The 21,754-nt window shown below is 68.3% G+C and carries 21 protein-coding genes; 13 read left to right on the forward strand and 8 right to left on the reverse strand.

Annotated features, from left to right (window positions below):
• The first annotated feature begins 139 nt into the window (after positions 1 to 139).
• From LH62_RS32435 to lexA, 7 genes are all read left to right on the forward strand, one after another.
• Positions 140 to 274 carry a hypothetical protein gene (locus LH62_RS32435; protein WP_255360004.1) on the forward strand — a complete coding sequence of 45 codons (135 nt, stop codon included), beginning with the start codon at positions 140 to 142 and terminating at the stop codon, positions 272 to 274.
• Positions 271 to 858: an aminodeoxychorismate/anthranilate synthase component II gene (locus LH62_RS32145; protein WP_043364331.1), complete on the forward strand. Its 588-nt coding sequence runs from the start codon at positions 271 to 273 to the stop codon at positions 856 to 858. Before LH62_RS32435 ends, LH62_RS32145 begins: the two co-directional genes overlap by 4 nt.
• On the forward strand, positions 855 to 1,865 hold the full coding sequence (gene trpD, locus LH62_RS30540; protein ID WP_043364333.1) for an anthranilate phosphoribosyltransferase: 1,011 nt from the start codon (positions 855 to 857) through the stop codon (positions 1,863 to 1,865). The genes LH62_RS32145 and trpD overlap by 4 nt, the downstream gene beginning before the upstream one ends.
• Complete coding sequence (gene trpC / locus LH62_RS22130) at positions 1,862 to 2,695, forward strand: indole-3-glycerol phosphate synthase TrpC (protein ID WP_052214814.1); 834 nt, start codon at positions 1,862 to 1,864, stop codon at positions 2,693 to 2,695. Before trpD ends, trpC begins: the two co-directional genes overlap by 4 nt.
• Complete coding sequence (gene moaC / locus LH62_RS22135) at positions 2,695 to 3,177, forward strand: cyclic pyranopterin monophosphate synthase MoaC (RefSeq protein WP_043364335.1); 483 nt, start codon at positions 2,695 to 2,697, stop codon at positions 3,175 to 3,177. Before trpC ends, moaC begins: the two co-directional genes overlap by 1 nt.
• Complete coding sequence (glp, locus tag LH62_RS22140; protein WP_043364337.1) at positions 3,177 to 4,382, forward strand: gephyrin-like molybdotransferase Glp; 1,206 nt, start codon at positions 3,177 to 3,179, stop codon at positions 4,380 to 4,382. Before moaC ends, glp begins: the two co-directional genes overlap by 1 nt.
• A 99-nt stretch (positions 4,383 to 4,481) precedes the next feature.
• Complete coding sequence (lexA, locus tag LH62_RS22145; protein ID WP_043366391.1) at positions 4,482 to 5,210, forward strand: transcriptional repressor LexA; 729 nt, start codon at positions 4,482 to 4,484, stop codon at positions 5,208 to 5,210.
• 1 nt (position 5,211) lies between these two features.
• Here the strand turns inward: lexA and LH62_RS22150 are convergent, their stop codons facing one another.
• Positions 5,212 to 7,338, reverse strand: coding sequence for a ComEC/Rec2 family competence protein (locus tag LH62_RS22150; protein WP_082012721.1), 2,127 nt, complete (start codon positions 7,336 to 7,338; stop codon positions 5,212 to 5,214).
• A gap of 321 nt (positions 7,339 to 7,659) precedes the next feature.
• Here LH62_RS22150 and gltX point away from each other — a divergent pair, with 321 nt between their 5' ends.
• Positions 7,660 to 9,057, forward strand: coding sequence for a glutamate--tRNA ligase (gene gltX, locus LH62_RS22155; RefSeq protein WP_043364341.1), 1,398 nt, complete (start codon positions 7,660 to 7,662; stop codon positions 9,055 to 9,057).
• Here gltX and LH62_RS22160 read toward each other — a convergent pair whose 3' ends face one another.
• Together LH62_RS22160 and LH62_RS22165 are read right to left on the reverse strand one after the other, a co-directional pair.
• The gene (locus LH62_RS22160; protein ID WP_043364342.1) at positions 9,058 to 10,212 is read right to left on the reverse strand and encodes a zinc-binding dehydrogenase; all 1,155 of its coding nucleotides are present in this window, start codon (positions 10,210 to 10,212) and stop codon (positions 9,058 to 9,060) included.
• A 29-nt stretch (positions 10,213 to 10,241) separates the two neighbouring features.
• On the reverse strand, positions 10,242 to 11,150 hold the full coding sequence (locus tag LH62_RS22165; RefSeq protein ID WP_043364343.1) for a diacylglycerol kinase family protein: 909 nt from the start codon (positions 11,148 to 11,150) through the stop codon (positions 10,242 to 10,244).
• A 245-nt stretch (positions 11,151 to 11,395) separates the two neighbouring features.
• Between LH62_RS22165 and LH62_RS22170 the strand changes: the two genes are divergently transcribed.
• From LH62_RS22170 to LH62_RS22185, 4 genes are all read left to right on the forward strand, one after another.
• The gene (locus LH62_RS22170; protein WP_043364344.1) at positions 11,396 to 12,211 is read left to right on the forward strand and encodes a UDP-2,3-diacylglucosamine diphosphatase; all 816 of its coding nucleotides are present in this window, start codon (positions 11,396 to 11,398) and stop codon (positions 12,209 to 12,211) included.
• Positions 12,204 to 13,259 carry a glycosyltransferase family 1 protein gene (locus tag LH62_RS22175; RefSeq protein WP_236552607.1) on the forward strand — a complete coding sequence of 352 codons (1,056 nt, stop codon included), beginning with the start codon at positions 12,204 to 12,206 and terminating at the stop codon, positions 13,257 to 13,259. Before LH62_RS22170 ends, LH62_RS22175 begins: the two co-directional genes overlap by 8 nt.
• A 27-nt stretch (positions 13,260 to 13,286) precedes the next feature.
• Positions 13,287 to 13,892, forward strand: coding sequence for a class I SAM-dependent methyltransferase (locus tag LH62_RS22180; protein WP_052214816.1), 606 nt, complete (start codon positions 13,287 to 13,289; stop codon positions 13,890 to 13,892).
• A gap of 69 nt (positions 13,893 to 13,961) precedes the next feature.
• Positions 13,962 to 15,311 (forward strand): esterase-like activity of phytase family protein, encoded by a 1,350-nt coding sequence (locus LH62_RS22185; RefSeq protein WP_043364345.1) that lies wholly within the window; start codon positions 13,962 to 13,964, stop codon positions 15,309 to 15,311.
• On the opposite strand, the gene kdpC is transcribed toward LH62_RS22185, so the two are convergent.
• The 5 genes from kdpC to LH62_RS22205 all read right to left on the reverse strand — a co-directional run bounded on the left by kdpC (position 15,312) and on the right by LH62_RS22205 (position 20,390).
• Positions 15,312 to 15,899 (reverse strand): potassium-transporting ATPase subunit KdpC, encoded by a 588-nt coding sequence (gene kdpC / locus LH62_RS22190; protein WP_043364346.1) that lies wholly within the window; start codon positions 15,897 to 15,899, stop codon positions 15,312 to 15,314.
• 1 nt (position 15,900) lies between these two features.
• Entirely contained in the window at positions 15,901 to 17,964 is a 2,064-nt protein-coding gene (gene kdpB, locus LH62_RS22195; protein WP_082012722.1) for a potassium-transporting ATPase subunit KdpB, read from the reverse strand.
• Positions 17,965 to 17,977: 13 nt separating this feature from the next.
• A complete protein-coding gene (gene kdpA, locus LH62_RS22200) occupies positions 17,978 to 19,675 on the reverse strand; it encodes a potassium-transporting ATPase subunit KdpA (RefSeq protein ID WP_043364347.1) in 1,698 nt (565 codons plus the stop codon).
• Between the two features lie 4 nt (positions 19,676 to 19,679).
• Positions 19,680 to 19,766: a K(+)-transporting ATPase subunit F gene (gene kdpF / locus LH62_RS32775; protein WP_082012723.1), complete on the reverse strand. Its 87-nt coding sequence runs from the start codon at positions 19,764 to 19,766 to the stop codon at positions 19,680 to 19,682.
• Positions 19,767 to 20,030: 264 nt separating this feature from the next.
• Positions 20,031 to 20,390, reverse strand: a complete 360-nt coding sequence (locus LH62_RS22205) for a hypothetical protein (RefSeq protein ID WP_043364348.1) — start codon at positions 20,388 to 20,390, stop codon at positions 20,031 to 20,033.
• A 404-nt stretch (positions 20,391 to 20,794) separates the two neighbouring features.
• Here LH62_RS22205 and LH62_RS22210 point away from each other — a divergent pair, with 404 nt between their 5' ends.
• A complete protein-coding gene (locus LH62_RS22210; protein WP_043364349.1) occupies positions 20,795 to 21,742 on the forward strand; it encodes a tripartite tricarboxylate transporter substrate binding protein in 948 nt (315 codons plus the stop codon).
• Positions 21,743 to 21,754 lie beyond the last annotated feature (12 nt).

Genomic DNA, 21,754 nt, shown 5'->3' on the forward strand with positions numbered 1-21,754 from the left:
TTTTGGTACCGCTGGTATACACCGGCGGCCTAGGATCAGCGCACCCACGCAGACCCGCAGAAGCCGCCATTCGCTGGCGGCTTTTTCGTCTCTGCACCTCCGCCAGCGGTGCCGGCCCCGAACCACCCAGGAGGCCTCCATGCAACGCAGCGATTTCGACTTCGACGTCATCAGCGGCCCGGCCCTGCCCCCCTTGCGGCCGTCCGCACCGCCGGCGCCGCCGCCGCCCGCGCTTGACCCGGCCGGGGCCCAGCCCGAAAGTCCGAAATCATGATTCTGCTGATCGACAACTACGACAGCTTTACCTTCAATCTCTATCACTTCCTGGGCGACCTTGGAGTGGAGATCGAGGTACATCGCAATGATGCGCTGACCAGCCAGGAGGCCCTGGCGATGCAGCCCGAGGCCATCCTGCTTTCGCCCGGCCCCTGCACGCCGAACGAGGCCGGCATCTGCCTGCCGCTGATCGGCGCCGCCGCCTCGGCCGGCGTGCCGCTGATGGGCGTCTGCCTTGGTCACCAGGCCATCGGCCAAGCTTTCGGCGGCACCGTCATCCGCGCTCCCGATCCGGTGCACGGCAAGGTATGGGACGTGCACCACCGCGGCACCGATCTCTTCGGAGGCCTGCCGAGTCCGGTCCGCGCCACGCGCTACCACTCGCTTGTCGTCCGCCGCGACGACTTGCCAGCAGAGCTCGAAGCCACTGCCTGGACCGAGGACGGCCTCATCATGGGCCTCTCCCATCGCAGCCTGCCGATCTGGGGCGTGCAATTCCACCCGGAAAGCATCGCTTCCCAGCACGGCCACGACTTGCTGCGGAACTTCCTGCTGCTCGCCAAGGCGCGGGTGCCCGCGTGAACACGCTGAAGCCGGTCCTCGCCCGCCTCGCCGCCGGCGAGCGTCTGGCGGAGAGCGAGGCCGAGGCCGCCTTCGGCATCATCATGGCCGGCGAGGCAACCCCCGCCCAGATTGCCGGCATGCTCATGGCGATGCGAGTCCGCGGCGAGACGGTAGCCGAGCTGACCGGCGCCGTCCGCGCCATGCGCGCCCGCATGGCGGCGATTGAGGCCCCGCCCGGCGCCATCGACATCGTCGGCACCGGCGGCGACGCCTCGGGCACCCTCAATATCTCGACCGCGACCGCCCTCGTCGTCGCCGGCTGCGGCGTGCCAGTGGCGAAGCATGGTAACCGCGCCCTTTCCTCCCGCTCCGGTGCCGCCGACGCGCTGGCCGCCCTCGGCATCGACCTCGACGTCCCGCTCGATCGGTTGGAGTCGGTCCTCCGCATTACCGGCATGGTCTTCCTGATGGCGCCCCGCCATCACGCTGCGCTGCGCCATGCCGCCGGGCCCCGCGTCGAGCTCGGCACCCGCACCATCTTCAACCTACTCGGCCCCCTGGCGAACCCGGCCCGCGTCCGCCGCCAGCTGACCGGCGCCTATGACGCCGCTTGGCTCCGCCCCATGGCTGAAACCCTTGCCCGCCTTGGCACCGAGGCAGCCTGGCTGGTCCATGGCCAGGGCCTCGACGAGATCGCACTCTCCGGCGAGACCCAGGTGGTCGCCCTCGAGGGCAGCACGATCCGTGAGTTCACCATCGCACCCGAGGACGCCGGCCTCCGTCGCGCCCCACCTGAGGCGATCCGCGGCGGCGAGCCGGCCGAGAACGCGATCGCCCTCACCGCGTTGCTGGGGGGCGCTCCCGGCCCCTACCGCGACATCGTGTTGCTGAATGCCGCCGCGGCCCTGGTCGTTGCGGGGCGTGATACCGATCTAGCATCCGGCGCGGCGCGGGCCGCGGCGGCCATCGACAGCGGGGCCGCTTCTGCCGTACTGGCCCGCCTGAAGGACGCCACTGCAGCATGAACGCCCCCCATCTGATTCTCCCTGAGCCACAGACCGTGCCGGACACGCTCGCGCGCATCTTGGCCGATAAATATGAGGAAGTCCGCGCCCGCTCCGCCGCAACGCCACTCTCCGAGATCGAGCGTCAAGCCCGCGCTGCCGACCGTCCGCGCGATTTCGTCACCGCCCTTTGCCAAGCCGTGGCCGATGGCCGGGTCGGCCTCATTGCTGAGATCAAGCGCGCTTCCCCCTCAGGCGGGCTGATCCGCAACCCTTTCGAGCCCGCCACTCTCGCCGAGGATTATGCCCGCGCCGGCGCCACCTGCCTCTCGGTGCTGACAGATGCGCCCTATTTCCAAGGCCATGCCGACCACCTAAAGGCAGCTCGCGCCGCCTGCACCCTGCCGGTGCTGCGTAAGGACTTCATGGTCCATCCCTGGCAGGTCTTCGAGGCCAGGGCGATGGGCGCCGATTGCATCCTCATCATCATGGCGGCTCTCACCGACCAGCAGGCCGAGGAGTTGGAGGACATCGCCCGCAGCCTCGACATGGGTGTTCTCGCCGAGGTCCATGACCGCGCCGAGTTGGATCGCGCCCTTGGCCTGCAAACCCGGCTTATTGGTGTTAACAACCGCAATCTCAAGACCTTGCAGACGGATCTTGCCACCTCCGAAGAGCTGGTTCCGCTGGTTCCGGCCGATCGCATCCCCATCGCCGAGAGCGGCATCCGCAACCCGGCCGATGTCCGCCGGATGGCCGATGCCGGCGCCCGCTGCATCCTGGTAGGCGAGAGCCTGATGCGCCAGCCGGATGTTACGGCCGCCGCCGCCGAGCTCGTCCAGGCCCTCTGATGGCCGAGGCGCCATCCTTCACCCATTTCGACGCGGAAGGCCGCGCCGCCATGGTTGATGTGGGGGGCAAAGCGGAGACGCAGCGTCAGGCCATTGCTCGCGGTCGCGTGGTGATGGAGCCGGCAACACTGGCCCGCATCGTCGAGGGCCAGATGGCCAAGGGCGACGTCCTCGCCGTTGCCCGCCTCGCCGGCATCATGGCGGCGAAGCGCACCGCCGACCTGATCCCGCTGTGCCATCCGCTGATGTTGACCAAGGTCGCGGTCGACCTTACCCCCGCCCTGCCCGATGCAGTCGAGATCGAGGCTACTGTCGCCCTTACCGGCCGTACTGGCGTGGAGATGGAAGCGCTAACCGCCGTCACCGTCGCCGCGCTGACCGTTTACGACATGTGCAAGGCAATCGATCGCGGTATGCGCATCGAAGCCGTGCGTCTTGTCCACAAGTCCGGCGGAAAATCAGGTATATACGAGGCAGAGTGATGATTTCGGTTGAGGAAGCCCGGGCACGTATCCTGGCGGCCCTCACCGCCACGCCGGCAGAGACCGTGCCACTGCCTGCCGGCTGGGGCCGTGTCCTGGCCCATCCCGTGCTTGCCAGGCTGACCCAGCCTCCCGCCGATGTCTCAGCCATGGATGGCTACGCCGTCCGCGCCGTCGATTCGGCGGAAGGCGCCCGCCTCGCCGTCATCGGCACCGCGCCCGCTGGTCATCCTTTTACCGGCGAGGTTGGCGCGGGTCAGGCCGTCCGCATCTTCACCGGCGGCATCGTGCCGTCCGGCGCCGATGCCATCCTGCTTCAGGAGGATGCCGAGGCTGCCGCCTCCACCGTGCTAGTGAAGGAAGCAGTCCGTTCTGGGCGGTGGATCCGGCGTCGCGGTCTCGACTTCGCCGAGGGGGAGGAAGTGCTGCCCGCCGGCCGCCGCCTCACTGCACGCGATATCGGGCTCGCCGCCGCCGCCAATACGCCCTGGCTGGCGGTCCACCGCGCGCCTCGCATCGGCATCCTGGCGACTGGCGACGAGATCGCCCTGCCCGGTGACCCGATCCCCCCTGGCGGGATCGTCAGCAGCAACGCACATGCGCTGGCCGCACTCGTTCGCGCCGGAGGCGGCGACCCGCTCATCCTGCCAATCGCGCCGGATGACAGCCAGGCGATCGCTGAAGCTGCCCGCGCCGCACGCGCCTGCGACCTGCTGGTGACGACCGGAGGCGCCAGCGTCGGCGACCACGACCTGGTGCAGAGCGCCCTCGGGCCCGAAGGCTTCACCCTCGACTTCTGGAAGATCGCCATGCGACCCGGCAAGCCACTGATCTGGGGCCGTCTCGGCGCCACGCCGGTGCTTGGCTTGCCTGGCAACCCGGTGTCGGCCCTGGTGTGCAGCGTGCTTTTTCTGATCCCTGCCCTTGATCGCCTCTCTGGCCTACCCGGTGCGCCGCCGCGGACGATTCGCGCTCTCGCCGGCACCGACCTGCCGCAGAACGACCGCCGCTTTGACCACCTTCGTGCCACCCTGCAGCCCGGCCCCGAGGGCGTCCCACTGGCGACCCCCTTCTCCATGCAGGACAGTTCCATGATGAAGACGTTGGCCCGAGCGGATGCCCTTATCCTTCGCGCGCCTGGCGCCCCTGCTCTTCCAGCCGGCGCATCCGTCGAGGTTATTCCGCTCGGCTATCTCGGTCTCTGATACGATACAGTTGACCGGATGAGGGAACTTCCGTAGAACATCGCTGCGATTCGTGGTTTGTTCGCCACCCACGCGCAGGGCCAGCCCACGGAGGGGAAGATGCTTACCCGCAAGCAGCATGAGCTGCTGATCTTTATCGACAAGCATTTGCGCGCGACCGGCTTCTCTCCCTCCTTTGAGGAGATGAAGGACGCGCTGAAGCTCAAGTCGAAATCCGGCATCCATCGCCTCATCACCGCCCTTGAGGAGCGCGGCTTCCTGAAGCGGCGGGCACATCGCGCCCGGGCGCTCGAGGTTATCCGCTTGCCGGAAAACATCGCTCCGCGTCGCGCGCCCGAGCCTGCGCAAGTTGCCGCCCCGTCCACGCCGGCTTTCTCGCCCAATGTCATCCACGGTCGCTTTGCCCCTAATCTCACCGGTGTGCAGCGCGCGGCGAATGAGGCCGCCGCCGTCCAGCTTCCCCTTTACGGCCGTATCGCCGCCGGTCTTCCTATCGAGGCGCTGCGTGACAGTGGCACCAGCGTCGAGGTCCCGGCCGCCCTGCTGACCAGTGGCGAACACTATGCCCTCGAAGTCGCCGGCGATTCCATGGTCGAGGCCGGCATCCTCGATGGCGATACGGTCATCATCCGCCGTGGCGACCTCGCCGATAACGGCTCCATCGTTGTCGCGCTGGTGGATGAGAACGAGGTCACGCTGAAGCGCCTGCGCCGCAAGGGCAACTCCATCGCGCTCGAGCCGGCAAACCCGCGCTACGAGACGCGGATCTTCGGCCCGGACCGCGTGAAGGTGCAGGGTCGCCTGATCGGCCTGCTTCGCCGCTACTGACCTAGTCAACCGCCGCCAAAGGAGCCGCCGAGGCCAGCCCCCGTGGGCTCGGCACCGGCGGCACCCATGGCCGGTCGCCCCGCCAAGCGCGGTCGCTGATCACACGGGCCCCATCGTTATTCAGCCAGACGGCATGCGGGCCGTTCCGCCAGACAGCGAAGCGATCTACCACCTGCGCCAGGCAGGCCCCTCGCACCGGTTCGGCCGACACAACCACCGCAGCGGTGGCACAGGCCAGCTCCGGCGCCTCACCCCGTAGCAGCACCGCCTCCACCCCGGCCGGATCGGGGCGCAACGCACAGGCCCCGGCCCGGCAACGCAGGGCACCGTTCGCCGCCATGCCATCGCGCGGCAGCGCTTCGATGCCGTTCTCGCCATGCATCCGGTGCCAGACCTCCCTGACGAAGCTTGAGGCCCCCGATTGCCGCTGCAGAAACAGCGCATTGCCTGCCCGCAGTGCGATCAACCGCCCATCACCTGACACCAGCAGATCCGGTGGCCGATCGGCCATCCCACTCAGGAGCCCGATCGCCAGCAGCGGTACGCCGGCCAGCCGCCATCTTGTTCGCCAAAGGCAAAGCCAGAGTAGCCCCATGGCGCAGACCCCCAGCCCCCAAGCCGGAATCGGTTGCACGGCCAGCGACGCCCCAGGCCAGGAGGCGACCAGACGCGCCACGCCAAGGATCACCTCTACTCCCCAACCCATTGGCGCAAGCGCCAGACTTTCGAGCCCGAGCGGCATCAGCAGTACTGCCGCCAGCGCCGCGGGCATGACCAGCAGCGAAGTGACCGGCACCGCAACCGCATTCGCCACCACGCCATAGAGTTGCACCCGACCGAAATGGTGCAAGGCGAAGGGCATGGTGGCGAAGCCCGCCAGGACGGAGGTCGCCACTACGCCAAACAGTGCCAGCGCGAGGCGGCGTCGCCAGGCCGCGCGCTGCCCGCCCTGCGGCAGCCGCGGCCGCAGCCAGTCCCAACCCGCAATAAGGGCAAGCACGGCGGCGAAACTCATCTGGAAACTTGCCCCGAGGATCGCAGCCGGCTGCACGAGGATCACCGCCGCCGCCGCCAGCGCCAGCACTCTGAGGCTCAGTGCCCGCCGACCTGCCAGCAACGCCAGCGTCGTCACCGCCGCCATGGCGAAGCTTCGCTGCATCGGCACCTGCGCGCCGCTCAGCAACAGATACCCCGCCCCCACCGCCAGCGCCGTCATCGCCGCGATCGCCTTGCCGGGCAGGCGCATGGCGAAAGCAAAGCCGCAGCGGACCAGCGTGAAGGCAATGCCCATCACCGCTACGATGTGCAGCCCCGAAACCGAGAGCAGATGCGCAAGCCCTGAATCCCGCATGGCCGCGAGGTCGGCGCCGGGGATGGCGCTCTGGCCGCCGGTGATCAGCGCGGCGGCGATGGCGCCTGTCACCCCCGGAAGGGCTTCGGCCACCCTTGCCTCGATCGACGCCCGCAACGCGGCGAAGAGCGGCCGTGTCTCGCCTGGCGCCAGATCTGCCATCCCCAGCGCATAGCCGCTGCCGCCAAGGCCGGAAAAGTAGGCCGCCCGCTGGAAATCCCACCCGCCCGGATAGGCCGGTGCCCCCGGCGGCCGGACCATCGCCCGGATCGTTAGGCGGTCGCCTGGTTCCGGCCGGGCCGGATCCTGCGGCTTCAGCCGCAGCCGCACCAGTCGCTCCTCCTGCGGCCCCCCATCGAATTGCGCTGCCCGGAGCGTCACCCGTCGCCCGTCGGGCAGCAGTTCGACCTCCGCGACTACGCCGCTGAGGATGGTCGCCCCGCGAGGCGCTTCCTGCAAAGGCGACATTCTCTCGGCCTGCCAACTCGTCAGGGCAAAGCCGACGGTCCCTGCCGCCAGCAGGCCGAGCAGCAGCCCGGCCACGGGTCGACGCGCCCCGATCCAGAGCGCAAGCAGCGAGAGGGGAGGCGCTAGCCACCTGGCCGCCGGTGGGGGTTCCGACGGCCAGGCGAAATAGACCAGCACACCCGCACCGAGAGCCACAGCCAACCATAAGGCAAGCCGAGGGCGTTCGTCCGCGAGGAAGGTTTTCCGCGCGGCCGTCGATACGAGCCTGCCGGGCCATCGGGGGGCTGGCCGGGCAACAGCTGAAGACATTGTCAGTCGAAATATTACCGTTTCGGAGGAGACTTACAACTATTACGTGAAGATAAAATTTGAGATTATCTTAAGGTTGTATCTTAAGAGTCTGATCTAGACTCGCATCGATTTGGCAGGGGCGATCGTGACTCACAGCGGCTGTGCCCAGGCTCGATACGGGCCTACGCTCCGGCAGTTCGGCCGGTTTCCCAAGCCCCATCGCCCGGTCTATCTTGCTTATGAGGGGCCTTCGCGCCCCGCCACCGGTTCTCCGCCTGACTTTCGCTGCAGTGCAGCAGAAATGTTTGGCTGGCCCGAGCCGCACCTCCCAGGCAGATCATGACCGTCCGCACCCGCTTCGCTCCCTCGCCCACAGGCTTCCTCCATATCGGCGGGGCGCGCACCGCCCTCTTCAACCTCCTCTTTGCCCGCCACCATGGTGGCCAATACCTGCTGCGCATCGAGGACACCGACAAAGCCCGGAGCACCGGCGAGGCCGTCCAGCAGATTCTCGACAGCCTCGCCTGGCTCGGCCTCAGCCCGGACGAGCCGCCTGTCTTCCAAAGCAGCCGCGAGGCTCGCCATGCCGAGGTGGCACGGGAACTGCTCGCCTGTGGTGCAGCCTACCTGGCCTACGACACGCCGGAGGAGCTGGCCGCCATGCGCGCCGAAGCGGAGGCGGCTAAGCGCCCCTTCAAGTACGATGGCTCCCGCTGGATCGACCTCGACCCCGCCGCAGCCCCGACCGACCGCAAGCCCGCCATCCGGCTGAAGGCGCCGCGCGAGGGCTCCACCGTCGTTGAGGATCTCGTCCAGGGCCGCGTCGAGGTCCGCAACACGGAGTTGGACGACATGATCATCCTCCGCTCCGACGGCACGCCGACCTACCTGCACGCCGTGGTGGTGGACGACCACGACATGGGCATCACCCATGTCATCCGCGGCGACGACCACCTGACCAACACCTTCCGCCAGTGCATGGTCTATGACGCCATGGGCTGGCACCGCCCCCGCTTCGCCCACATTCCACTGATCCATGGGGCGGACGGCGCCAAGCTCTCCAAACGCCACGGCGCCGTCGGGGTGATGGAGTTCGAAGCCCAGGGCTTTCTCCCCGAGGCTGTCTGCAACTATCTGCTCCGCCTCGGCTGGGGCCATGGCGACGAGGAGTATGTCCCCCGCGACCGTGCCATCGCTCTCTTCGACCTGAAGGATGTGGGCCGCGCCGCCTCGCGCATGGACTATGCCAAGCTGACCCATCTCAACGGCGTTTATCTCCGCGCCGCCGATGATGCCCGCCTGACAGCGGATGTGCTGAAGCGCCTCGCCGCGCGTGGGATCGATTACGGCACCCTCGGCGGCGACCGCGTCCGCGACCTGATGCCGACACTGAAGGAGCGCGCCAAGACGCTGGAAGATCTCGCCTCGGCCGCGGCCTTCGCCGCCCTGGAAGGCCCGCCGGCGATGGACCCCAAGGCCGCCGCCCAGCTTACGCCGGAGGCGAAGGCGCTGCTGGCCGACCTCGCTCGCTTCCTCACCGATGCGCCCTGGGAGCGAACGGAGCTGATGAACTGGCTCCGCGACTATGCTGACGTGAAGGGGATGAAGCTCGGCCAGGTCGCCCAGCCGATCCGCATCGCCCTCAGCGGCAGCACCCAGAGCCCGCCGATCGATGCGGTTCTCGCCGCCCTCGGCCGGGCGGAGGCAATGGACCGCATCCTGGCTGCGATCGAGTAGTCAGGCCTCCAGCAACTCGGGGAAGGGCACGATCGTGCTCTTCACCGTCCGCATCGCCATGGCATCCGCGACCGCCCGGCTCACCCCATCCTGGTCGAACGGGTAGATGGTCTGCATCTCGGTCCAGGGGTAGCGGTCCCGCGCGTGGTCCAACATGCGGATACCGAGCGCCAAGTCATTCTCGGTGAAGGCCCAGGAGCCGATGATGACCACATCCTTGGCGACGAAGCGGTGCCAGTTGGTAGCGATGCTCCCCGCATCGGTGAACTGCCCCATTTCGATCATCGCCGCGCCATCACGCAGCATCTCGACACCCTCCGGCCCCGCGGCGGGATGCCCTGTGCAGTCCATTACCAGATCGGCGCCATAGCCGCCAACAATCTCGCGGACGCGCGCCACCCTCGCCTCCGACGTCGGGTGAGCTTCGATGTCGACCGTCGCCTCCGCCCCGAAGCGCCGGGCCAGAGCCAGCCGCGGCTCCTCCGGCGCGCCGACGCAGATCACCCGTCCTGCCCCCATCTCGCGCGCTGCGGCGATGGCGAGGATGCCGATCGGCCCACTGCCTTGGATGACAACCGTGTCGCCCCAGCGGAAGAGCCCCATCTTCTGCGCCCGGGCGAAGCCGCGGATGCAAGAGGTCAGCGGCTCCGACAGCGCCCCGAGCCGGAGCGGCATGCTATCCGGCAGCTTGTAGATCTTGGTCCCCGGCAGCGCCTCGAGGTCGACATAGACGTATTCGGCCCAGCCACCCCAAAGATGCGGCGGCCGGTCGAAGCCGAGATAGCGTCCGTAATAGACCGGCGTCTGGCAGCGGTTCGAATTTTCCGGGTAGTGGCGGCAATAGTAGCACTCGCCGCAGGGCATGAACGGCGGGACCATGATCTTGGACCCGACCGTGATCGGCAGGTCCATCCAGTCCGTCTTCAGCTCAGGCCCGATCTCGCGGATGATCCCGGTCATCTCATGGCCCAGGGTGAAGGGCCAGGGCAGCGGCTTCGGCCAATGTCCCTTGAGGATATGCAGATCCGTCCCGCAGACACCGCAGGCGCCGATCTGGATCAGCGCCGATTTCCGGCCGACCTTTGGCCAGGGCACCTCGCGGATGACAGGCGGAGCTCCAGGCCCGTCGAAGGTCGCTACACGAATGGGCTTCATCAGCCTTCCCTCCCCTTTGGGCGGGAAGCCTAGGCCGCCAGGGCCAGCCCCGTCACCTGCGGCAGTACGACGTGGAGCGGCGCCGGCGCCACCCTGACCTCCACCGGCAGGCGTCCCACCGGGTCTCCGTCCGCCTGCACGGCGACTCCCTCGCCCTCGATGCGGAGCCAGGTCGCATGCCGCAGCGCGAGCCCCGGCATGCGCGGCAGCAGGTTGAATGGCAGCGCCGCGCCATAGGCCGCCGCCGCCACCGGTCCCGAGCCATGGAACAGGGCCACCTGGAAGCCTGGCTGCCCCATCTCCGCCGCAGGCGCCAGCAGGTGGCGCCCAGCATAGAGCCGCCCCTTGCTGACGATGACCGAACTCACAAGCGTCTCGCCATCCGCGAAGACGACCCGCAGCGGCGGGAAGCGGTAGCGCCCCAGTTCCCGCACCGCCTGCCAGACATAGGCTCCCCGCCCGATCCGCCGCTTCAGCCCGAGATCGAGATTGGCGACGACGGCCGCATCGAACCCCGCCCCCAGCATCTGCACGAAAAGCCTTGCTCCGCCGTCGTCGAAGCGCGCCTCGCCCGGATGCACGAGCCGCGCCTCGCCCTCCATCAGCAGCCGCGCCGAAAGCTCCGGCCGCACCGGGATGCCAAGCTCCCAGGCAAAGACATTGGCCGTGCCGAGTGGCAGCACGCCAAGTGCCGCTCCCGCCCCCGTCCCCGCCCCCGCCAGCCCTGCTGCCACCTCGGCGATCGTCCCATCCCCGCCGGCCGCGACGACGACCGCCTGCCCCTCGCTCGCTCCCTCCCGCGCCAGCAACGCGGCATGGCCCGGATGCCCCGTCTCGACCAGCGTGAAATCCTGCCCGAGCCGTCGCAGCACCTTGAGCGCACGGTCCAGCCTCTGCCGGCGTCGCTGTCCGGCCTTGGGATTGAAGATGATCAGCATGGGAGCTTATCGCGACTGAAGGTGACGCTTCGGGGTCATATCGCAGTCAGGCAGTTTACAACAGAGACAGTACGGAACCGCTTTTGTCATCACCCCGTCATATCGCGGCTTCTTGCGCAATGTTACTGCATGGTTTCATGAAGGGTTCACGACAGGATTGCTGATCCCGCGTTACCCGCTCGTTGACGATTGTGTCCGGGGAGTCGTGGCACCCGCCCCACCCCGACGAGAGCGAGGGCAGGATCATGCAAGCCGTCGAGGCCAGGACCCGTTACCGCAGCGTCTTCCTCTCCGACACCCATCTCGGCATGCGCGGCTGCCGGGCCGACTACCTGGCCGATTTCCTGCGTCGTACCGATTGTGACCGGCTATACCTGGTGGGCGACATCGTCGATGGCTGGCGGCTGCGCAAGTCCTGGTACTGGGACAGCGACCATGACGACGTGCTGCGCATCCTGCTGAAGCTCGCCCGTTCCGGGACCGAGGTACTCTATATCCCCGGCAACCATGACGAGATGTTCCGCAACTGGCTCGGCCAAGGGCTGGAGGTGGCCGGCATTCGCCTGATGCGTGAGGCGGTGCACGAGGCCGCTGATGGCCGCCGCTTCCTCGTCATCCACGGGGACGAGTTCGATGGCGTAATCCGCTACGCCAAGCTCCTCGCTCATCTTGGCGATTGGGCCTACGACATGGCGCTGACCCTGAACCGCTGGTTCAACGCCGCGCGCCGCAAGCTTGGCTACCCCTACTGGTCGCTCTCGCAATGGCTCAAGCGGCAGGTGAAGGAAGCGGTCAAGGCCATCGATCGCTTCGAACTGGCGCTCGCCAACGAGGCCGGCCGGCGCGGCCTCGACGGTGTCATCTGCGGCCATATCCACCACGCCGAGATGCGCGACGTGCATGGCATCACCTACATGAACGACGGCGACTGGGTAGAAAGCTGTACCGCCCTCGTCGAGCATGCCGATGGCCGCTTCGAGCTGATCGACTGGGTGCGCGAGATGCGCCTCCGCGCCGAGCGCGATGCCATGACCCAACGCCTGGCCATCGCCCGTGCCTGACCAGCCCGTGACCCTTGCGGAGGCGCCGGCGAAAAGCGCCCCGCTCCGCCTGCTGATCGTCACCGATGCCTGGGTGCCGCAGGTGAACGGCGTGGTGCGCACTCTCACCACCATGGCCGAGATGCTGCGCGCCAATGGCGACACCGTGGAGGTGATCGGCCCCGACCGGTTCCGCAGCATTCCGGCGCCCGGCTACAAGGAAATTCGCCTTGCCATCGCGCCGCGACGCAAGCTGACTCAGATGGTCGATGCCTACATGCCCTGCGCGGTGCACATCGCAACGGAGGGCCCGCTTGGCTGGGCCATGCGGCGCATCTGCCTCCGGCGCAACTGGCCCTTCACCACCGCCTTCCACACGAAATTCGCCGAATACATGGAGGCCCGTGCCCGCATCCCCGCCGCCTGGTCCTGGCGCGTCCTGCGGCGGTTCCACGCTCCCGCACAGGCGGTGATGGCCGCAACCCCAAGCCTGCGGCGCGATCTCGCTGCCCGCGGCTTCGCTAGGGTCCGCCCCTGGACCCGCGGCGTCGACCTGTCCCGCTTCCAGCCGGAGCCACGCGAGACGTTCGGGGGTCTGCCGAGGCCGATATTTCTTTACGCCGGCCGCATCGCCGTCGAGAAGAACATCGCTGCCTTTCTTTCGCTCAACCTACCGGGCAGCAAGGTCGTCATCGGCGATGGTCCGCAGCGCGCGGAGTTGGAGCAGCGCTTCCCTGACGCGCATTTTCTCGGCTACCGTGAGAACGGCGTCCTCGCCCGCTCCTATGCCGGCGCCGATGTCTTCGTCTTCCCCTCGCGCACCGATACCTTTGGCCTTGTGCTGCTGGAGGCGCTCGCCAGCGGAACACCGGTCGCCGCCTTCCCCGTCACCGGCCCGCTCGACGTGGTAACCGACCAACGCGTTGGCGTGCTGGACGAGGATCTCCGCGCCGCCTGCCTGGCCGCGCTGGAGTGCAGCCGCGAGGCTGCGCGCGTCCATGCGGAAGCCTTCTCCTGGGACGCTTCGATGGCGCAATTTCGCGAAACCCTGGTCCGATTCAATAAATGAAGCCGAGCCGGACAGAGAGGAAAGAGCATGTCGAGCAGCAGCCTTCAACGGCCCGAAACCGCTCATCCCATCGCCAACCTGCCGCTCTTCTTTCGCCGCTGGATGGCGGATCCGTTGCAGATGGGCTCGATCGTCCCGTCTTCGCGCACCTTGTCGAGCCGCATCGCCAATCTTGCCGCAGCAGACGGCGATGGCGTCGTGCTGGAGATAGGCGCGGGCACCGGCGTCATCTCCCGCGCGATGCTGGAGGCAGGTATCGCCCCGGAGCGTCTCGTGTTGGTTGAAATCGTCCCGGACATGGCCGAGCATCTGCGCGAGAGCCTGCCCGGCGCCACCGTGCTCTGCGCCGATGCCTTCGCCCTGCCGCAGCACCTGCCGGAGCGCTTCGCCGGTCGCGTCAGCAGCGTCATCTGCGGCATCCCGCTGGTGCTCTTGCCGATCGAGCGCCAGCGCCTCTTCGTCGAGGGTGTCGAACACGTCGCCCCAGGCCTCGGCTTCTTGCTCTACACCTACTGCATCACCTCGCCGCTGCCGTACCGCAAGCTTGGCCTCTCGGCCAAGCGCGAGACCTGGACGCCGAAGAACTTCCCCCCCGCGAGCGTCTGGCGCTACCGCCCGCTGCAACAGGGCTGACACGGAACCGCCAAGCCGGCGCAACACGCGCCGGCTAGGAGGCCCCCGAACCGACTGGGGGATGCCCGCATGCGCCGACTGCTTTTCGCCACCACCGCCCTGCTGATGGCCGCCCCGGCCCTCGCCCAGAACCGCTTCGAGGCAAGCTTGGCCGGCCATGCCATCCTGCCTGCCTTCACCATGGCCCTGCCGCCCGCCGACGCGCCGCGGGATGCCCTTCTCGCCGGCAAATTTGCCGGCTCCGGCAACACCCGTACCGACCAGCCCGGCAGCATCCCCGGCACCACCGGCCCGGCGTCTGCCGGCCGCCCGACCGGCATCAGCCTCCCCTTCATCGGCCAGCCGGTGCAGGGCTTCTCCGGCATCAAGCCCGTGGCCGGGCAACCCGGTTCCTACTGGGTGCTGAGCGACAACGGCTTCGGCAACAAGCGCAACAGCCCCGACGCCATGTTGATGCTCCACCGAATCCGCCCCGACTGGCGCAGCGGCCAGATCGCCCTCGAGGAAACCATCTTCCTCTCCGACCCGGACCGCCGCGTGCCCTTCCGCATCGCCTATGAGGGCAGCGAGCGCCGCTACCTCACCGGCGGCGACTTCGACATCGAGAGCATCCAGCCGACAGGCGACGGCTTCTGGCTCGGCGACGAATTCGGCCCCTTCCTCATCAAGGTCGACATGGAAGGCCGCGTCCGCCAGGTCGTCGACACCACCATCGACGGCCGCCCGATCCGCAGCCCCGACAACCCCGCCCTGCAAGTGCCCGCCACCGCCTTCGAATCCCAGCGCAGCGGCGGCTTCGAGGGCATGGCGCAGAGCCCCGACGGTAGCCGCCTCTACGCCCTCTTAGAGAAGCCGCTGTTAGCCAACGGCCAGCCCGAGGGCCGCTTCCTCCGCATCGCCGAATTCGACACGGCCCGCGGCGCCTGGACCGGCCGCGTGCTGCGCTACCGCCCGGAGGAAGGCACCACCGCCATCGGCGACTTCAACATGATCGACGACCGCCGCGCCCTGATCATCGAGCGCGACGACGGCGAGGGCGACCCCTCCCTCGCCTGCGCCTCCGGCGCCAACCCGCCCGGCTGCTTCGCCAACCCGGCGCGGCTGAAGCGCATCTACATCCTCGATCTCGGCGCCGTGGACGAGCAGGGCTTCGTCAAGAAACTTGGCTATATCGACCTGATGGCGATCCGCGACCCGGAGGGCCTCGCCCGCACCCAGGGCGACCGCGGCCAGGGCGAGCCGCGCGACCGCTTCACCTTCCCCTTCTTCACCATCGAGAATGTGGCGGTGGTGGATGGCGAGCACATCATTGTCGGCAACGACAACAACCTGCCCTTCAGCGCGGGCCGCCACCTGACCCGCGCCGATGACAACGAGATGATCCTGCTCCGCGTGCCCGAGCTGCTGCGGGCTCGATGATCAGCGCAACCCGTCCAGCGCGAGATTCAGCCTCAGCACATTGACGCGCGGCTCACCGAACAAGCCCCACTCCCGCCCTTCGGTGTGCTGCACCACCAGCGCTCTTACCCGCTCCGGCGTGACGCCCCGCGCCGCGGCGACGTTCGCCACCTGCTGCGCCGCATTCTCCGGGCTGATATGCGGATCGAGCCCCGAGGCCGAGGCCGTCACCGCATCCGCCGGCACCGGCCCGGCGCCTTCCGCCGCGACCCGTTCCTTCAGCGTCGCCAGCAGCGCTGCGCTCGTCGGCGCCGCCTGCGACGCCGCCGAGGCCGCCGCATTATAGGGCGCCGCCCGCGTGCTCCCCGGCGTCTCCGGATCCGCTTCCACCGTCGCCGAAGGTCGCGGATGGAAATACCGCTCGCCCGTGAAGCCCTGCCCGATCAGCGCGGAGCCGATCACCGTCCCCTCCCGCTCCACCAGGCTGCCATTCGCCTGCACCGGGAAGGCAAGCTGCGCCACCCCGGTGAAGCCGAGCGGCAGGGCAAGGCCGCACAGCATCGTCGTCATGCCGACCACCGCCAGTGCCGGCCGCAACACGCCATTCATCTCAGGCCACTCCGATCAAGGTCAGGAAGAGATCAATCAGCTTGATCCCGAGGAAGGGCGCCACGATGCCCCCCACCCCGTAGATCACCAGGTTCCGCCGCAGCAGCGCCGCCGCGCCCACCGGCGAATAGGTCACGCCGCGCAACGCCAGCGGCACCAGCGCTACAATGATCAGCGCGTTGAAGATCACCGCCGAGAGGATCGCGCTCTCCGGCGAGGCTAGCCGCATCACGTTGAACACCCCAAGCTCCGGATAGCTGGCGACGAAGATCGCCGGCAGGATGGCGAAATACTTCGCCACGTCGTTGGCTATGGAGAAGGTGGTCAGCGCCCCGCGGGTGATGAGCAGCTGCTTGCCAATCTCCACAACCTCGATCAGCTTGGTTGGGTCGCTGTCGAGATCGACCATGTTCCCCGCCTCGCGCGCCGCCTGGGTGCCGGTCTGCATGGCCAGCCCGACATCCGCCTGCGCCAGCGCCGGCGCGTCGTTGGTGCCGTCGCCCGCCATGGCGACCAGCCGACCCTCGCCCTGCGCCTTACGGATATACCCAAGCTTCTGCTCCGGCGTCGCTTCGGCTAGGAAGTCATCGACCCCCGCCTCCGCCGCGATCGCCGCCGCCGTCAACCGGTTGTCGCCGGTGACCATCACCGTGCGGATGCCCATCCGCCGCAGCTCGGCAAATCGCTCGCGGATGCCCGGCTTGACGATGTCCTTCAGCTCGATCGCGCCCAGCACCACACCATCCCGCCCGACCGCGAGCGGCGTCCCGCCCTGCCGCGCGATCCGCTCCACCGCCTCCGCCAGCGCCGGCGGAATGGCGACGCCAAGGCTCCCCGACAGGCTGTCGACCGCTCCTTTCCGGTACTGCCCATCCGGCAGGTCAAGCCCCGACAGCCGCGTCTGCGCCGTGAATGGCACCACCTTTGCCCCCTCCGGCAGCGCCGGCGCGACAGTCCCATGCCGCTCCCGCGCATAGGCGAGGATCGACCGCCCTTCCGGCGTCTCGTCGCCGAGACTCGCCAGCACCGCCGCCTCTGCCAGCTCCCGCTCGGCGACACCCGGCGCCGGCACGAACCCCGCGGCCTGCCTGTTGCCGAAGGTGATGGTGCCCGTCTTGTCGAGCAGCAGCACATCCACATCGCCCGCCGCCTCGACGGCGCGCCCGCTCGTCGCCAGCACGTTGAACCGCACCAGCCGGTCCATCCCCGCGATGCCGATGGCCGAGAGCAGTCCGCCGATTGTCGTCGGAATCAGCGTCACCAGCAACGCAGCCAGCACCGGCACCGAAGGCGGCCGCCCATTCCAGCTCGCCAGCCCCACCAGCGAGGCAACGGCAATCAGGAAGATGATCGTCATCCCGGCGAGCAGAATGTCGAGCGCGATCTCGTTCGGCGTCTTCTGCCGCGCCGCGCCCTCGACCAGCGCGATCATCCGGTCGAGGAAGGTGCTGCCTGGCGCCGCCGTGATCCGCACCACCAGCCAGTCGGAGACGACCATCGTCCCGCCGGTGACGGCGCTGCGGTCGCCGCCCGACTCCCGGATCACTGGCGCGCTCTCGCCCGTCACCGCCGCCTCGTTGACCGAAGCGATACCCTCGATGATCTCGCCATCGGAGGGGATGATATCCCCCGCCTCCACCAGCACGAGATCGCCAAGCTTCAGCTCCGTCGCCCCGCGGGGCTGCCAGAGGGCCCGGTCATCCGCCCGCACCAGCAGCTTGGCCCGCGCCTCGCCCCGCGCCCGCCTGAGGCTCTCTGCCTGCGCCCGCCCCCGCCCCTCGGCGACCGCCTCGGCGAAGGTGGCGAAGAGGACGGTGAGCCACAACCAAATGGCGATCCCCGCCTGGAAGGCGAAGCCCTGCCCCCGCGCCGCATCCAGCCCCGCCAGCAGCGTGACGAGGATGGCGACCACCTCGGTGACGAAGATCACCGGGTTGCGCACCAGCTTCGCTGGGCTGAGCTTGCGCAGCGCATCGAGCGCAGCGCGGCCGAGCAGTGTCCGGTCGGTGAAGGCCGCCGCGCGCCCCCGGCGCGTGGCCTGCCCCATCGGCATCATGGTGTCCATCGGATCTGTGCCTTCAGAAGGTCTTGCCGGCCAGCAGCGAGACATGCTCGGCCAGCGGCCCAAGGGCGAGGGCCGGCATGAATTGCAGTCCCCCGAGGATCAGGATCACGCCGGCCAGAAGCCCGACGAAGAGCGGCCCATGCGTCGGGAAGCTCCCCACGCTTTCCGCCACCCGCGGCTTCGCCGCCAGCGATCCGGCGATCGCCATAACCGGTACCGCATAGGCGAAACGTCCGAGCATCATGGCGATGCCGAGCGTCACATCCATCCAGGGCGTATCCGCGGTGATGCCGCCGAAGGCCGAGCCGTTGTTGCCCGCCGCGGAGCTGTAGGCATAAAGCATTTCGCTCAGCCCATGCGGCCCCGTCGCCGGGATGGAGGCGACGGCCGCCGGCAGCACCAGCGCCACCGCGGTGAAGCCGAGAATCGCCGCCGGCAGCACCAGCACGGCGAGCATCGCAAGCTTCACCTCCCGCGCCTGTACCTTCTTGCCGAGGTACTCCGGCGTCCGCCCCACCATCAGCCCGGCGACGAAGACCGCGAGCAGGGCGAAGACCAGCATGCCATAAAGCCCCGATCCCACCCCGCCCGGCAACACCTCGCCAAGCTGGATCAGGAACAGCGGCACCAGCCCACCGAGCGGCATGAAGCTCTCGAACATCGCATTCACCGCACCGCAGGAGGCGCCGGTGGTGGTGGCTGTGAAGAGGGCGACCAGCGCTTGGCCGAACCGTACCTCCTTCCCCTCCATGTTGCCCTGCGCCGCATCGATGCCGAGCGCTAGGTGCAGGGGGTTGCCCCCTGCCTCGCTCCCATACACTGCCCAGGTGCCCGCCAGCACATAGGCCAGCATCACCAGCAGCAGCGCCCGCCCCTGGCGGATATCGCCGACGATGGCGCCGAAGGTCAGCGCCAGCGCGAAGGGAATCACCTGCTGTGACCAGATCTGAAGGGCGGAGGTGAGCGCCGTCGGCCCCTCGAAGGGATGCGCCGAGTTCATGCCGAAGAACCCGCCGCCATTCGTCCCGAGATGCTTGATGGCGATCTGGAAAGCCGCCGGCCCCAGCGGGATCACCTGCCGCGCGCCCTCCAGTGTCGTTGCCTCCGCGAAGGGTGCCAGCGTCTGCGGCATCCCCATGGCGACGAAGGCGAAGCCTACGAGCAGGCTGAGCGGGACGAGCACATAGAGCGTCATCCGCACGAGATCGGACCAGAAATTCCCGAGATCCTTCACCCCGCTCCGGGCGAAGGCACGGCAGACGGCGAGTGCCAGCGCCATCCCCGTCGCAGCGGAGAGGAAATTCTGCACCGTGAGCCCCGCCATTTGCGAGAAATAGCTGAGGGCCGATTCGCCGCCATAGGCCTGCCAGTTGGTATTGGTGACGAAGGACACCGCCGTGTTGAAGGCGAGCCATGGCGTCAGCCCATCCAAGCCCTGCGGGTTGAGAGGCAAGACGGCCTGCCCCCGCAGCAGCGCATAAAGCAGCAGGAACCCTGCCGCATTCGCCGCCAACATCGCCAGCGTGTAGCCGCGCCAGCCCTGCGCCTGCCTCGGGTCGATGCCCGCCGCCGCATAGACGACGCGCTCAACCGGCGCGAGAAAGGTGACGCGCCCCGCCGCCACCGCCGCCATGTAGCGCCCGAGCGGAACCGCCGCCGCGACCACGCAGGCAAGCACGAGCGCGATCTGCGCCCAACCGATCAGCGTCATGGGGTCAAAGGTCCTCCGGCCGAAGCAGAGCCAGGAGAAGGTAGAGCAGCAGCCCGGCCGTAACCGTACCGCCGAGGATAAGCTCCATCATGGCCGCTATACGCGCTCACAGGCTGCGGCATAGGCTGCCAGCAAGGCGAACAGGCCCAGTCCGAGGGCCAGCAATACGAGATCAAGCATGGGTCGCTCCGTGCCGGGACAAAAGGTCCGGTCCGGGCGGGAGACTGCGCGCCGAGGGGCGCAAGCCTCCATGTGAGACAGATGCGGTTCGTATAAAGACCGCGTAAATTAATGAAGGGCGCCGCCCCTCTCATACTTTCCTCGCCAAGGGCCGAAAGGCCCTCGGCGCCTTGGGTTAGGCGCCGCGCTTGGCGCCGCGCCAGGGGGCGCGTGGCCGGGTCGCACGGCGTACCACCTGGGCGCCGCCACGGCCTGCAGCCGTCTCGCCGGCCAATTCCAGCGTCACCTCGGCTTCTGCCGCAGCCGCCTGCTGGCTCGTCTCGTCCGACCGCGGCGTGCCGCCTTCGATCAGCAGCGCCACAGCACCATGCGTCTCCTTCACCGCCTCATCCTGGCGAATGGCGACATGCGGCTGCCCGTCGATGGTGAAGATGCGGCGCTGCATGGTCAGCCGTGCGACCTGCTCCTCGGTCGCCGGCAGGAAGGTACAGCCACGGGCCCGTGCCGCGGCGATCTGCTCGGAGGTCAGTTCCATGTGCCGTCCTTAGAGCAAAGCAGGCACCGGTGGAATCACCCCTCACCCCGATTTCCACCTGGCGCCAGATTGTTTCATCTTAATGGAAGCCATTTCCTCCGTTGCAGGAAAGCACAAAGTGCTTGGCGGCCAGCGAGATCCTGTCATCCTCGCTGGCAGGTTGGGCTCAGAAGCGGATGAAGCAGGATCAAGGCTGCAACCCTGGCCCACCCGGCCGAGGCCCAGATTCGGGCCAGGCTGTTGGAGGCAACCGGCATGCCGGTCGGCACGGTCCTCGGCGAACCACATATTCTGATACCGCTCGTCCGGCGTCCGGCGTCCGCCGTCCGACGAGGTGCAGGTCGCAGAGCAGGTGCGCCAGGCGGTCCCTCTCCTCCCCGATGGCGCCGCCTGACGGAGCAACCATGAACCGCCGCCGCTTGCTCGCTGCCGCCCTGATGGCGCCCGCACTCGCCCGCGCCGAGGGCCGAACCCTCCGCGTCGTCAACGCCTACAGCGCTGGCGGCACGGCCGATGTCGTCTGCCGCATCCTCTGCGCCGCGCTTGGCCCGCGCCTCGGCCTCTCGGTCGTGGTGGAGAATAGGCCCGGCGCCGCCGGCACCATCGCCGCCCAAGCCGTCGCCCGTGCCGCCGACGACGGCACGACCCTGCTCTACGACGCGACCGCGCATTCGGTGAACCCGGCGCTCTTCGGCTCCCGCCTGCCCTATGACACGCGACGGGACTTGCTGCCGGTCTTCCTCGCCATGGTCACGCCGAACACGCTGATGGCGAACAGCGTCTTCCCTGCCCGGACCGTGCCCGACCTCATAGCCCTGTCCAAATCCCGGCCTGGCGAACTCGCCTGCGCCACCACGGGCATCGGCACCGCCCAGCACGTCTCACTCGAGCTGCTGAACCACAGGGCGGGTATCGAGATCGCCCATGTCGCTTATCGCGAGATGGCCAGTGCTCGCAACGACCTGACCACCGGCCGCATCCCGCTACAATTTAGCAACGTACCGAACACCCTGCCGCTGCTGCAATCCGGCCAAGTGCGCTGCATTGCCCTGACCGGCCCGACCCCGATCGACATCCTGTCCGGCGTCCCCGTCTTCGCCGACACGCTTCCAGGCTACGAGACCTGGGAGTGGAACGGCTTCTTCGCTCCCGCCAATACGCCGCCGGGCCTCATCAAGGATTATAATTCAGCGCTGAACGCTGTCATCGCCGACCCGCCGGTGCTGGAGCGCCTCACCGGACTCGGCGCCCTTACCCGAGGCAATACGCCCGAGGAGTTCGGTATCTTCCGTGACCAGCAGATCACCTTCTTTGCGGGGATGGTGCGGATGGCGAATATCCGCATCGATTAGCCGCCCCCGCTG

This window comes from Belnapia sp. F-4-1, assembly GCF_000802185.1.
Taxonomy (GTDB): Bacteria; Pseudomonadota; Alphaproteobacteria; order Acetobacterales; family Acetobacteraceae; genus Belnapia.